9 protein-coding genes and 1 riboswitch are annotated in these 14,840 nt (G+C 46.5%); all 9 genes read left to right on the top strand.

Features of this window, described 5'->3' with window-relative positions; all coding sequences use genetic code 11:
* The first annotated feature begins 203 nt into the window (after window positions 1–203).
* Window positions 204–315: riboswitch (SAM riboswitch) on the top strand.
* 106 nt (window positions 316–421) lie between these two features.
* The 9 genes from metA to AC3WU2_RS21780 all read left to right on the top strand — a co-directional run bounded on the left by metA (window position 422) and on the right by AC3WU2_RS21780 (window position 14,839).
* Window positions 422–1,339 (top strand): homoserine O-acetyltransferase MetA, encoded by a 918-nt coding sequence (gene metA, locus AC3WU2_RS21820; RefSeq protein WP_018756191.1) that lies wholly within the window; start codon window positions 422–424, stop codon window positions 1,337–1,339.
* A gap of 24 nt (window positions 1,340–1,363) precedes the next feature.
* Complete coding sequence (locus tag AC3WU2_RS21815; RefSeq protein ID WP_018756190.1) at window positions 1,364–2,536, top strand: aminotransferase class I/II-fold pyridoxal phosphate-dependent enzyme; 1,173 nt, start codon at window positions 1,364–1,366, stop codon at window positions 2,534–2,536.
* A gap of 2 nt (window positions 2,537–2,538) precedes the next feature.
* Window positions 2,539–3,708, top strand: a complete 1,170-nt coding sequence (locus AC3WU2_RS21810; protein WP_492457127.1) for an aminotransferase class I/II-fold pyridoxal phosphate-dependent enzyme — start codon at window positions 2,539–2,541, stop codon at window positions 3,706–3,708.
* 274 nt (window positions 3,709–3,982) lie between these two features.
* Window positions 3,983–5,341 (top strand): EAL domain-containing protein, encoded by a 1,359-nt coding sequence (locus tag AC3WU2_RS21805; protein WP_492457126.1) that lies wholly within the window; start codon window positions 3,983–3,985, stop codon window positions 5,339–5,341.
* A 190-nt stretch (window positions 5,342–5,531) separates the two neighbouring features.
* A complete protein-coding gene (mqnC, locus tag AC3WU2_RS21800; protein ID WP_492457125.1) occupies window positions 5,532–6,665 on the top strand; it encodes a cyclic dehypoxanthinyl futalosine synthase in 1,134 nt (377 codons plus the stop codon).
* 153 nt (window positions 6,666–6,818) lie between these two features.
* Window positions 6,819–7,733, top strand: a complete 915-nt coding sequence (locus AC3WU2_RS21795) for a putative sporulation protein YtxC (protein WP_492457124.1) — start codon at window positions 6,819–6,821, stop codon at window positions 7,731–7,733.
* A gap of 373 nt (window positions 7,734–8,106) precedes the next feature.
* Entirely contained in the window at window positions 8,107–10,047 is a 1,941-nt protein-coding gene (thrS, locus tag AC3WU2_RS21790; RefSeq protein WP_492457123.1) for a threonine--tRNA ligase, read from the top strand.
* A 192-nt stretch (window positions 10,048–10,239) separates the two neighbouring features.
* Entirely contained in the window at window positions 10,240–11,313 is a 1,074-nt protein-coding gene (locus AC3WU2_RS21785) for a peptidyl-prolyl cis-trans isomerase (RefSeq protein WP_492457122.1), read from the top strand.
* Between the two features lie 34 nt (window positions 11,314–11,347).
* Window positions 11,348–14,839, top strand: a complete 3,492-nt coding sequence (locus AC3WU2_RS21780) for a cohesin domain-containing protein (RefSeq protein ID WP_492457121.1) — start codon at window positions 11,348–11,350, stop codon at window positions 14,837–14,839.
* The last annotated feature ends 1 nt before the right edge of the window (window position 14,840 follow it).

The following is a 14,840-nucleotide window of genomic DNA, read 5'->3' as shown; positions in this document are numbered from 1 at the left end:
ACACTCGTCTTAGTATAACGCGCTTATATCTTACAAGCAATGAAAAAAACGGTGAACCAAGTTAAAGTAGAATATGGCACGGACCGAAGAATGGTGCGTTCGCAGCGTGTAGAGTATTGAGCGGATGGAAGTGTATTGACGTCTGTTTCAAATTGGATTAAAGTAGGGTTATGTATGATAAAACCAAATAAGGTTTTGCTAAATTCTTATCAAGAGTAGGTGGAGGGACTAGCCCGATGATACCCGGCAACCGACTGAAAAGCACGGTGCTAATTCTTGCGGAAACGAATGGATTTCGTTACTGAGAGATGAGAGAGGCGCCGGATTTATTAACGTAGGCCTTCTCTTGGAAGGTCTTTTTTTGTACCTTCCGAGCAATAACCATCATGAATTAAGAATCCCACAAAGGAGCGAATGACGCATGCCGATTAAAATTCCAGATGCATTGCCAGCGAAAGAAATATTGACTAATGAGAATATTTTTGTGATGGATGAGAGTGTAGCATACCATCAAGACATTCGTCCGCTTCAGATTGTGATCTTAAATTTGATGCCAACGAAGGAAACGACAGAGACACAGCTGCTGCGCCTCATCGGGAATACCCCGCTGCAGGTCGAGGTGGTTCTTCTTCATCCCAAATCCCATACGTCGAAAAATACATCGGTAGAGCATCTCGAGACGTTCTACCATACCTTTGAAGATATTCGCCATCGTCGGTTCGACGGCATGATCGTAACGGGAGCGCCTGTCGAACAAATGGAGTTCGAGGAAGTGAACTATTGGGAAGAGCTTGAACAAATCTTCGAATGGAGTAAGACGAACGTAACATCAACCATGCATATCTGTTGGGCCTCCCAAGCAGGTCTGTATTATCACTTTGGCGTACCTAAATATTCTTTGGAAGAGAAGTGTTTTGGCGTATACCCGCATGTGATTACAACGCCGAATATCAGCTTATTGCGTGGATTCGACGAGCAGTTCTACGTACCACAATCCCGTCATACCGAGGTAAGACGTGAAGATATCGAGCTTAATGAGAACCTAGAGATTTTATCGGAATCCGAAGAATCGGGAATCTATATCGTTGCGACCAAAGACGGCAAGCAAATTTTCGTGACAGGCCATTCCGAGTATGACCCGCTTACATTAAAATGGGAGTATGACCGTGATGTTGCCAAAGGACTTGATGTCGCAATTCCGAAGAACTACTATCCGAAGGATGATCCATCACGGGTGCCTTTATCGCTATGGCGTGCGCATGCCAACTTATTATTCTCTAATTGGCTGAATTACTATGTATATCAAGAGACACCATTTGACCTTGGCGCAGGTATTTAATAGGACAGAGGAGGATTTCTAGACATGTCAGAAGATTTGAAAATTGAAAGTCGTCTCGCGCAGATTGGTTCTGTGCAGGAACCTGTTACGGGAGCGATTAATTATCCTATATATCAATCAACTGCGTTTCGTCATCCGAAGCTAGGACAGAGCACTGGATTCGATTATATTCGGACGAAGAATCCGACTCGCAGCGTCTTGGAAGAAGCGGTAGCTAAACTCGAGAGCGGCGATGCAGCGTTTGCCTGTAGCTCCGGAATGGCGGCGCTTCAGACCGTATTTGCCATGTTCGGTCAAGGCGATCATCTGATCGTCTCGCTGGATCTATACGGGGGTACTTACCGGTTAATCGAGAAAATTATGTCGCGCTTTGGCGTGACAGCTTCTTATGTGGATACAAATGATTTCGATGCCCTGGAAGAAGTGGCACAGCCGAATACGAAGGCGGTTATCATCGAGACACCAACGAATCCACTGATGATGATCACAGATATTGAAGCTGTAGCGGCATGGGCGAAGCGCAAAAATATGTTAACGATTGTCGATAACACCTTGTTAACACCATTCTTGCAACGTCCCATTGAGCTAGGTGCAGATATTGTGGTGCACAGTGCGACGAAATATCTAGGCGGTCATAATGATGTGCTCGCCGGACTGATCATTACGAAAGGCAAGGAGCTATCTGAATATACAGGCTTCCTGCACAATTCGATTGGTGCTGTACTGAGTCCAAGTGACAGCTATCAGTTAATGCGCGGCATGAAGACATTGGCGCTGCGGATGGAGCGTCATGAATATAATGCGACACGGGTTGCTACATATTTGCAGGAGCATCCGCTTGTTGATCAAGTCTATTTCCCAGGTCTGCCGGGACATCCCGGCTATGAAATTCAGAAGAAGCAAGCCTCAGGCAATACGGGTATTTTCTCCTTCAAAATGAAGGAAGCAAAATATATTGAGCCGATATTACGTCATATTCAATTGATTGCTTTTGCCGAGAGCCTTGGTGGAGTAGAGTCGTTGATGACGTATCCAGCCGTGCAGACCCATGCGGATATTCCGATTGAAATTCGTGAGAAGGTCGGCGTAGATGATCGTCTCCTCCGCTTCTCCGTTGGGATAGAGCATGCCGATGATATTATTGCGGATTTAGGCCGTGCAATTGAGCTTGCAAGACAAGAGATCGAGGGGGCATAGTCGTGGCACATGCAGAAGGATCAGAACGGAATCGTAAATTTGCAACGAAGTTGATTCATTTCGGAAGTGAAATCGACGAGACGACGGGTGCTTCCAGTGTCCCGATTTATCAAGCATCAACTTTCCACCATCATGATATCTTCAATCCGCCGACGTATGACTATTCCCGTTCGGGGAATCCGACACGCCAGGCGCTAGAAGACTATATCGCCTTGCTTGAGGGCGGAACGAATGGGTATGCTTTCCCGTCCGGGATGTCAGCGATCTCTACCGCTTTCATGTTGTTATCCGCAGGAGATCATGTGATCGTGACGGAAGATGTATACGGGGGGACCTATCGTTTCCTAACGACCATCCTAAGTCGGATGAACATTGAGACGACGTTCGTCGATATGACGGATCTCGATCAAGTGAAAAGCGCTCTGAAGCCGAATACGAAAGCTGTATTTATGGAGACACCGTCAAATCCGACGCTCAAAATTACCGATATTGCCGCTGTCACTTCATGGGCGAAGGAACACGGCCTCCTAACGATGCTGGATAATACGTTTATGACACCGTATCATCAGCGTCCAATTGAGCTTGGTGTGGACCTTGTACTGCATAGTGCGACGAAGTTCTTAGGCGGTCACAGTGATGTGCTTGCTGGACTAGCTGTCACAGCTACGGAAGAGCTTGCTCGCCAAGTCAAATACTTGCAGAATGGGATGGGAGCGGTACTTAGTACGCAAGAAAGCTGGCTTCTCATGCGCGGCATGAAGACGCTTGAAGCGCGTATGGCGCATTCGGAGCAGAGTGCGAAGAAGCTGGCGGCATGGCTGGAACAAGAACCTTCGATTGCGAAGGTATACTATCCAGGTCTAGCGAATCATCCTGGCCGTGTAATTCATGAGCAACAGTCCGCGGGTTATGGCGCAGTTGTATCATTTGATGTCGGTTCTGGTGAACGGGCGAAGCAAGTGCTCAGTAAAGTAAAAATCCCGCTCGTAGCCGTCAGCCTTGGCGCTGTAGAGAGCATTTTATCGTACCCAGCCATGATGTCTCATGCCTCCATGCCTCGTGAAGTTCGTCTAGAGAAGGGAATCACAGACGGATTACTTCGTTATTCGGTAGGGCTTGAGCATGTTGACGATTTGATTGATGATTTATCGAACGCCTTGCGAGACGTGTAACAATAAGGCAAATATTGTTATATTTTGTTATGCTGTGATAGAATAGTGACAACAGAACGTGTTCAAAAAGTCGGCATTTAAGCACCGAGAAGGTTGCGTGAGGCTGAAGAAGGAGGAACGGAGTTTAGGCAAAACCTAAATGAGTACCGGACTTCGAAGGTGAACGCAAGATTCGATGTCGGTTATGCTTCTTGAATTACTTCGTGATCAAATGATGACTTTTTGAACAACCTCTACAAGAACGTCTGGATGCGAGGGGGCATAAGAGCGTAGTATGAGTACCTTTTTTGATGAATCGATCAAACGATTGAAGAACATCTGTATGTTATCTCGAACGAACCGTTCCATGAATATTCTGCCACCGAGCTTTAAGCTGCGGGATCCCGTTATTCATCAGGTTCGTAAGGCCCGTCGGCAGGGTCATATATGCTCGCTCATTCTACTAAGTGTCCATCAATTTGATCAATTCATTCGTCAGCATTCTTCAGATACGATGCAGCACCTGACTAAGGTCCTCGAACATATTCTTCGGGATACGATTCTTGATTATGTCGATGCATCCAGGCTCATTGGGGTCAAGATGATTCATACCAATGTCTATGGCATTTTTATTCGTGAGACGATTCCATTCCTGGCGCAAGAGACGGATGCGCTTGCCATTCTCATCGGGAAGTCAATTCAGACGGATCTGAATTTTGAACTACAAGAGAGTGATTTAACGGTTCAGATTATTAGCGGTGCGACACAGCTCCCTGCGGATATCGATGATGAGAGGCATGGGATCTATCTCGCTGTCCAAGAAGCCTGGCTGCTTGCAGCCGGGCTTGCGCCGGTTCCATACAATTCATTGAAGCAGCAATTAAGACAAATTATTGAATACAAGGATATTACGGTTCTTACGCAGCCAATCTTGAATCTTAATACGGGCGAAGTATACGGTTATGAGGTGCTCACGCGGGGACCGATCGATACGATATTTCACTCGCCAGAGGCTTTGTTTGATTATGCGGACCGGGTTCAATTGCTGTCTGAGTTGGAGTTCGTGGTGATCCAGAAGGCTTTCGAAGAAATGAAGGGTCGGGGCATCATGAGTCCCGTCTTTATTAACATTACAGCGGTGACGCTGAGCCACCCTCACTTCGAACGGAATATTAAACGGTATATTGAGAAGGAAAATATTAAGCCTAGTCATGTGATCTTCGAAATTACGGAACAACATCTGATGCGTGATTATGTGAGCAGCTCGCAAGTAATCCGTAAGCTTCGCAGTCTCGGATTTCGCGTTGCGATTGACGATGCAGGTGCAGGCTTCTCTAGTCTGCAATCTATTCTTGAGATCATCCCGGATATTATCAAAATTGATAAGTCGCTCATTCAAGAAATTGATCGCGTTGCCGCCAAGGAATCCATGCTCAAAGCGATCATGTCCTTTGCGCATGACATACAATGCCAAGTCATTGCTGAAGGGGTCGAACGGGAAGAAGAAGCAGGCGTGCTAATGCGGCACAATGTTGAGATGGGGCAAGGGTACTTTTTTGCGAAGCCGGAACGATTCATGCCGAGCCATGGTCGACTCTATCTCGATGAAATGAAACACAAAATACATCGATTGCGCTCGGTAACAGCATCTTAGGATGCTGTTTTTCCTTGTGAAATGTGTTACGATAAAAAGTACAGGTGTTTTTAAAATATAAGGGTTTATAGGTTTGACGGGTAAACCGTTCTTATATTTCCGAAGAACGATTATCGTCCTGTTATGGACGATGAAGTCGTTACTTCTTGGGGGAAAGATAACAGTGGGGGAAGCAAAGGAGTGAGCAGACATGTCAGTAGATCGCATATTGGATAAAGCTGCAGCAGGTGAGCGCATCAACGTAGAAGAATGCATTACCTTGTTTGAATCGGATCAAGTGGAGAAGATGGGTCATGTCGCGAACCAGATCATGCAGAAGTGGCATCCAGATCCGATTACGACGTTCGTGATTGGACGCAACATTAACTATACGAATATTTGTGATGTATATTGCCGATTCTGTGCGTTTTACCGCAGACCTGGTTCGGATGAAGGATATGTATTGCCGAATGAGGCGATTTTCCAGAAAATCCAAGAAACCATCGATGTGAACGGAACAGAAATTCTGATGCAAGGCGGAACGAATCCGAACTTGCCATTTAGCTATTATACCGATTTATTACGTGAGATTAAGCAGCGGTTCCCGAACATTACGATGCATTCCTTCTCTCCAGCTGAAATTATGAAGATGAAGGAAGTATCAGATGGCTTGTCGTTGGAAGAGGTCGTTCGTGCTATTCATGAAGCCGGACTCGATTCACTACCAGGTGGTGGAGCTGAGATCTTGGATGATCGGACTCGACGCAAGATTAGTCGACTTAAAGGTTCGTGGCGGGATTGGATGGACGTGATGCAGACGGCGCATAAAGTCGGCATGAACACGACAGCGACGATGGTTGTTGGCTTCGGCGAAGGGATGGATGAGCGTGCGCTGCATCTAGATCGTGTGCGGGTCGCACAGGATGAGTGCATTAACAATCAATATTCATCCAAAGGATTCTTGGCCTTTATTCCATGGACCTTCCAACCGGACAATACGAACATGAAAGCGGAACGCGTCACACCCGAAGAGTATCTGAAGACACTTGCGATCAGCCGGATTTATCTCGATAACATCCCGAACTTCCAATCCTCATGGGTTACGATGGGGCCAGAAGTCGGGAAGCAGACGTTAAGCTATGGTTGCAACGATTTTGGCAGCACGATGATCGAAGAGAATGTCGTCTCGGCAGCGGGTGCAACCCATAAAGTGAATATCGGAACGATTCTAGAGACAATTCGTGAAGCGGGCAAGATCCCTGCGCAACGGGATACGAAATATAATATCCTGCGGGTCTTTGAAGAAGAATCGAATGTTGAACGCGATTTTATTATGCAAAATTAATTGATAACAGCTACCCTTGGCGGTAGCTGTTTTTTATTGCATCCGTAAGAAATTCGCCTTGATTCTGGACTTGCTGGGAAAATCCTCGTTGTATATCTGTTTCCTAAAGCCCATATACTGAATAAGAACATTGTTCGGGAAGGAGCAAGTCACATGGAACTGTTTACAGTCACAATAACGACGACTTCCGATGAAGCCTGGTCAAAATTTCATAGTCAGATGGAACAAGAATTCGCTGATTTACATATGCAGCCGGAAGGCGTTACATTTACGGAATCGAGGAATTCCCACGAATACCAGATCATTTGCCATGGCATATTGCCAGGATTTAAGCTGACGCAGCACGCGCCGAAGGTCTATAGTAAGGCGGCGAATGTGCTTGCGGAGTATATTCTGGAAATCAAAGAACGTGCGGTACTACGCCGCATTATTCGCAAAGAATTTCATTACAAACGATCAGAGGATCTAGATAAAATCGAGACGTATTGTATGGAATTGCTACAAGAGACGAACGAAGAGTTCCGTACACCGGATGATCGCGAACGGCGCAAACGGCTGCTCATTCAGGAGATTACGCAGTATTTTGAAGAGAATACGGCGCTTCACGTTGAAGGCTTTATCCGATTCCGTCTGGATGCCTACACGAAGGAATTGCGTGACATTGTGGAGTATGCGGTTGATGAGTATATTCTCGATCAGCAATATCATGAGTTTATCGCACTGCTTAAATATTTTGTGTTCGTGCAGGAGACTAAGATTCCTGTGGCTCACGTGATGCATCGCGGCGATCATCAATTTGTGCTGCTGAATGATCAAATGCGTCCGATTGAGACGAAGCAAATGACGAGTGTTGTGGTTGAGATGCCTGATCATGATATTGAGGTCGAGGATATGATTGTGAGCACCTTAATTACCGTCTCACCGCAGAAGATTTATATCCATACGCGTGAACCAGAACTGCAAGTGATTAAGACGATCCAGCAAATTTTCGAAAGCCGTGCACAGTTATGTGTGTATTGTCCGGTCTGTTCGCCGTACTTGAGTGAAAGTGCGCAGCAGCATGATTAATTAACGAATTGTTAAAAGGATACAGCTTGACCTCCTCCTCGAATGGATTTATAATAACGGTAACTTAAATCGCGAATAGCGATGACAAAGACATGAGTCCTTGGTTGAACTGTCCAGAGAGAGGAAACATCGGCTGCAATTTCCTTCAGAGATCACCTTCGATTTACCCCTTTGTAGCTGATTCATCGAATGATAGTAGATGGATCCGATTCATTCTCGTTACCGAATGCACTAAGGAACGTTATTGTTACAAGTCATTTGGGCTTAGCATATTACGTTCGAATTAGGGTGGAACCACGGGTATATAACACTCGTCCCTTTCTGGGATGAGTGTTTTTTGTTGTTTTTTTATATTGAAGGAGGAAAAGGGAACATGTCAGTTAAAGTAACTTTGCCGGATGGCGCAGTGCGCGAATACGAGGCAGGAAGCAGCATTGAAGATGTTGCAGCATCGATCAGCAGCGGACTGAAGAAGAATGCAGTAGCAGGTAAAATCGATGGGAAGATCGTGGATGTCTATACACCGATCGATGCGGATGCAGCGGTTGAGATCGTGACCCTCGATAGCCAAGATGGACTTGAGTTGATGCGCCATAGTACAGCACATTTGATGGCACAAGCGATCAAACGTCTGTATAAAGAGCACAATGTGAAGTTAGGTATTGGACCGGTCATTGAAGATGGATTCTACTACGATATCGATATGGAGCACTCCTTGAATCCGGAAGATCTTGCGAAGATCGAGAAGGAAATGGAGCGTATCGTGGGTGAGAATCTTCCGATTCGCCGCCGTGTTGTGAGCCGTGATGAAGCGCTTCGCATCTATACAGAGCTGGATGATAATTTAAAACTCGAATTAATTCGCGATTTGCCAGAAGATTCAGTACTTACCATCTATGATCAAGGCGAGTTCTTCGACCTCTGCCGTGGACCGCACGTTCCTTCGACAGGCCGCATCAAAGCGTTCAAATTGCTCAGCGTTGCAGGTGCTTACTGGCGTGGGGATTCCAAGAACAAAATGCTTCAACGGATCTATGGTACGGCATTCGTGAAAAAAGCAGAACTGGACGAGCATCTCCGTCTTTTGGAAGAAGCGAAGAAACGTGATCACCGTAAGCTGGGTAAAGAACTGAAAATCTTCACGTTCTCCCAACAAGTAGGTCAAGGCTTACCGCTCTGGCTTCCAAACGGATCGAAGCTTCGTCGCACATTGGAGCGTTATATCGTAGATCTCGAAGAAAGATTGGGTTACGACCATGTCTATACACCAGTACTTGCGAATGTAGAGTTGTATAAGACTTCAGGTCACTGGGAGCACTACTCGGAAGATATGTTCCCGAAAATGGTATTGGATAACGAGGAGCTTGTTCTACGTCCGATGAACTGCCCGCATCACATGATGGTGTTCAAGAGCGAAATGCGCAGCTACCGCGACCTTCCGGTTCGTATTGCCGAGCTTGGAACAATGCACCGCTATGAAATGTCAGGGGCATTAACAGGTCTGCACCGCGTACGCGCGATGACATTGAATGATGCTCATATTTTCTGCCGTCCGGATCAAATTAAAGAAGAGTTCGCACGTGTCGTGAACTTGATCCGTAAAGTCTATGAAGATTTCGGGATCAAGGATTATCGTTTCCGTCTATCCTATCGTGATCCGCAGGATACCGAGAAATACTTCCAAAATGATGAGATGTGGGAAATGTCCCAACGCATGCTGCGTGAAGTGGTGGAAGAGCTTGAACTTCCATTCTTCGAAGCTGAAGGCGAAGCGGCATTCTATGGTCCGAAGCTTGATGTACAGATCAAGACAGCACTCGGCAAAGAAGAGACGTTGTCGACTGCACAGCTCGATTTCTTGCTGCCTGAGCGTTTCGAGCTTGAATACGTTGGCGATGATGGTCAGAAGCACCGTCCAGTCGTTATCCACCGTGGTATTATCAGTACGATGGAGCGTATGACTGCTTACTTGCTCGAGAACTTTGCAGGTGCGCTTCCGCTCTGGTTGTCGCCAGTGCAAGCAAAGATTATTCCTGTCTCGAACGCATTCGAAGACTATGCCAAGGAAGTGGTTGAGAAGCTTCAGGCTGAAGGAATTCGTGTTGAAGCGGATCTTCGCAATGAGAAGCTCGGTTACAAAATCCGTGAAGCACAGCTGGAGAAAGTGCCTTACATGTTCGTCGTCGGTGAGAACGAGAAGAACGATGGCGGCGTCTCTGTCCGTCAACGCGGTGTAGGCGATCAAGGCTTCCTTAAGTTGGATGAGGCTATAGCGCGACTGGCTGAAGAAATTCGCACACACTTGATTTTCTAATATTCGGTACAATGAAGAGATCCCTTACTTGGTTTTAAAGTGAGGGATCTTTTTTGTGTCTTGAAAAGGTAAAAATTTTATATATTTAAAGTCAAAATAATTCACGCCTTCATTAACTTGGAATGGTTATAATGATGGCACATGGTTGGTTCGTATCAAGTTAAATAGCAGCCTGATCGAGGAGCTGATGTCATGAGACAAGGAAAAGCCTTCTTAAGGATTACAGGTAACAAGCGCTATTTCATCGGGGTCGGCATCGGAATAATATGTATGATTATCGTGATCGCTGCATGGCGAATGACTTCCTACGCATCCGGGGATGACGTGGTATTCACCATCGATCATGTTGATGTAACAAAGGGGGAGTTAGAACTTTTTCTCCAAAATAATAAAGCGCTTACAACAAGCTTCTTTAAACGGAAATATAACGCGGAGTATACCGAAGATTTCTGGACATCGACCTATGACGGGGAGAATCCGCTTGATTATGCGAAACAAAAGGCAATGGAAGAGCTGCGCAAATATAAAATGCAGCAAATTCTCATGCGGGAGCAAGGAATCGTGTTGGATATTTCGTATGATGCCTTTCTGAAGCAGTTCGAGACGGAGAACGAACAAAGGGAAGCGAAGGTTCGGAATGGTCAGCCGATCTATGGTCCGAAGCAGTATGGAGCAAGTGAATATTATTCCTATGTGCAGAACATGAATGTTCAGCGATGGATGGATCAGTTGACGAAAGTGAGCATGAAATCAGAATCCGAAGAGATGTTTCGATCGACGTACGAGGACATGAAGCAAGACCAATTCCATCGGGGCTACAGCTATGAATACGAGAAAATATCGGTACCCAGTACAACGGAAGCGCAGTCTGAGCTCGAAGCGTTGAAACAACAGGCGTCTACGAATGACTTATCCACCGAGGAAATTGTCAAGCGGTTGAATTTATCGCAAGACATCCATATTGAACGGCTAAGTCTAGACCTGGATGACAAATCGAAGGATGATGATCTCGCGCAAAATTTAAATTTGGTGTTGACGGAGATGAAACCTGGTGAGTTTACGGCCCTGGATTCTTCGGGTGAAGACACCGTTCTGTATAGGCTGTTAGCCGCCAAGGATAAAGGATATGAACCTTATGAGAAGGTTCGAGCTGCCGTCGTTCAGAGGTATGTTCAGAAGCAAGTGGAGCTCCAGGTAAGTCAGCGACTGAGTAAAGCCGTGATTGAAGTACACCAAGAAGTACTGAATCGCATCTCGTTTACTTAGACGCTCTTATAATATGAATGAGGAGGATACTGCATTGAACAAGAAACGGATGAACAGGGGGTTACTCTTGCGATGTCTGTCCGTGCTGCTGATCATGACCATGACGATGCCTATGATGATTTCACCTCAGGCACAAGCCGCACCAGCAGACCAGACAGGGCAAGTGGAGGCTCAGACGAATGCCGTTGCAGCTGCCCACAATACATACTACGTCAGTGCGAATGGACGAGATGATCAGGATGGATTGTCTGAAGCGACGGCATGGAAGACACTCGATAAGGTTAATCAGACGCGTTTTATTCCAGGAGATCACATTCTCTTCCGGGCTGGCGATGTCTGGAACGGATCGGTCAAACTCCGGGGAATCTCAGGTACGAAGGAAGCTCCTATTGTATTTAGTCATTATGGGAATCTGGAGCAAGCGGGAAGACCCGTCTTAAACGGGAATGGAACAACGACGACCGAAGAATCAGCTATCGTTAAAAATTATACCAGCGTCAAAGATAAGACGATGTCTGCAACGATTGATGTGGTGAATGGTAGTTACTTGGAGTTCTCGAACCTTGAGATCACGAACTTTAATCCGGATGTCGTGTCGCAGCGCGCGGGAATTAATATTCGTACAGCTTCAACAACGACAACAGAATGGGAAGCGAATCCGCACCGCGGGATTACGATCAAGAATAATTACATTCATGATGTGGACGGGAATCCAAAAGGCTGGAAAATCGGCAGTGGTGGTATCTTGATTCTCGGTAATATTTCCGATGTGCTCGTGGAAGGAAATACGGTGAAGCGGGTGGATATCGAGGGAATTCGCAATGCAGGCTTGTATAAGGAAGGCGACGTGAATGCGAATTTTCCGAGAGTGCTGAAGAATGTGAAGTTCAATAACAACTATGTCGAAGAAGTGCAAGGCGATGGCTTTGTTATGAGCAACATCGGCAGTGAAGGCCGGATGGAGTACAACACGGTTGTGAAGCATTCAGCCAAGAATGTTGGGAATGTCAACTATGCTGGGCTGTGGGTCATTGGCGTCAAAGACATGATCATGCAGTACAACGAGGTGTATGGCGGAATTTACGGTTACAATGACGGTCAAGCATTCGACGTGGATATGTTCTGCGAGGGCACGCTCTATCAATACAATTACAGCCACAGCAACCGAGGCGGATTCATTCTCTTCATGGGTGGATCGAAAAATTCAGTTGTGAGATACAATGTGAGTGTGAACGATGGGGACGGAAGATATATTTTCCACTACTTACCGACGAGTTCAGCAGATGCACCATTAATTCATAACAATACATTCTTTACAGATGCGAACATCAATACCAAACTCATGAGTGATTCGGGTAAATATATGCGGTTGTATAACAATATTTTCTACTCGAAGGCAGATACAGCGATGGGGACGGAAACCTTCGCTGGGGGCGAAGTGAGGAACAATATTTTCTACCCAGGAACGAATTATCAGAATGCGAAGTTTACAGGCATTACGTTCAAGGACAATGTATTTACAAGTCCGAAATTTGCAAGACCGGGTGAAGAACCGAAAGATCTGATTGACGCGAAGGGCAGCGTCTTTGATGTAAATCGATTGAGCGGATACAAATTGTTATCGGGTTCACCGGCTATCGATGCGGGACTGGATATGACGGTAATGACGCCGTCAGTATGGTCAGCTCCAACCGTCGATTTCTTCAAAAATCCGATCACGAATCCAGCGAAGGTGGATATCGGAGCGCACGAGTTCACAAATGATGAACCGGGTGAGCAGTCCCCAGAGATTGTGCCGCAAGCCATCGCGATCGACCGAACAGAAGTCAGCCTTTATGCAGGACATGTAGGTACGACATTGCATGCAACAGTAGCTCCTGCAAACGCTTGGTTCAAAACAGTGAAATGGTCGAGCTCCAACCCAGCCGTAGCTACAGTGAATCAAAGTGGATTTGTGACGCCAATGATCCCTGGCGAAGCAACGATTACGGTGGAGAGTACAGTGAGCCCAAGTGTCAAAGGGGAGGCACATGTGCGGGTACTTACGCCATCGGCCGTTACATCTTATAAGATTACGAGTGATGTGAATGAAATATCGGCTTCGACGCCAACGATTCAACTAAGAACGGACGGTGTCACGGAAGACGGGAATACGCTTCCGTATGCACCATACTATCAGGTTACTTACAAGACGGATCAGCCTAACGTGATCATTAATTCGCAGACTGGGAAGTTGGAAGTTAAAGGAGATCTAGCGGGTGTTCGTGCCGTCAAAGTATCTGCGGAAGTGCAAGAATACAAGGATTTGGTCTTCTCACAGAGCTTCGAGTCCGGATGGGGCGATTTTGTACCGGAGACGGGGGCATCTATTACAACAGGCACGATCTCGGATAAAGTCGCATACCAAGGCAAGCAGAGCGCACTTTTCACCGTGGGTAACGGGTCGAACGCCATTCAGAAGCAATTCGGGCAGACGAAGCAAGGTGTTGTGACGATGATGCTGTACGACGATGGTTCCATGGATACGAAGACACGTGTGGTCGCGCATGTCGGGAATGCGAGAACGACGCTCTTGGCAGGGATGGGATTACTCTATGATGGCAGTGCATATGGATCACTTGATTATTATTCAGTACGCGCAAGCAGCAATGCGACGGCTTGGGAAGCAACGGCGGTCAAGCGGAGTAAGGGATGGCACGAACTGAAATGGGATTATACTTCCGAGACAGATCTCAAGATGTATATTGACGGGCAGTTGGTGAAGACGACGACAGCAATCAAGAATTTTGACCGGATTGTTCTTGGATTCCTGTGGGATAGCGCGAATGGACGTACCTTTGCCTTCGATAATATCAAGTACGCGCTTAGCGATGACAAGGTGACGTATCAAGTGGAGCCGCTCATCCTCCCTGTCGAAACCAAAGAACTTACAACGACGCTGACAGGCAGCGGAGCCGTTCAAGCAGGTGCAGAATTGAAAGTCAATTTTGGATTGAAGAATGTGACCAACAGCGTCTATGCGCAAGATATTGCAATTCATTATGATCCCACAGCCTTGGAATTCGTCGCTGCGGTTCCTATGAAAGACCGGGTTAGCATCGTCGAGAAAAAGGTTGATAATACGGGAAAACTGCGTCTCATTGTGGCAAGTGAAGGGGAAGGCAGCGGCATTACAGGAACACAGTCGATTATTGAATTGACCTTCCGCGCGAGGAACACAAGTGTTGTGAAGACGGCACAGATCACAGCCCTTCAGACGACTGTCGCCGATGGAGAAGGTGTAGAATCGAGCGCTGCTGCTTCCTCCCAAGAAGTACAAATCACGCCGATTGATCCTGGTACACTGCCTGGTGACATGAACCATGACGGCAAATACTCCATTGGGGATCTCGCAATTATTGCAGCGCATTATGGTGAGACGTCGGCAAGTCCAAATTGGAGTCTAATTGCAATGGGGGATATCGACCATAACAATGTCATTGATATTCATGACCTTGCATGGATTGCCAGCCAAATATTGAAGTAAA

It is taken from the genome of Paenibacillus sp. EB106-05-06-XG162 (assembly GCF_058791655.1).
This window is presented reverse-complemented; position numbering and strand designations above follow the sequence as displayed.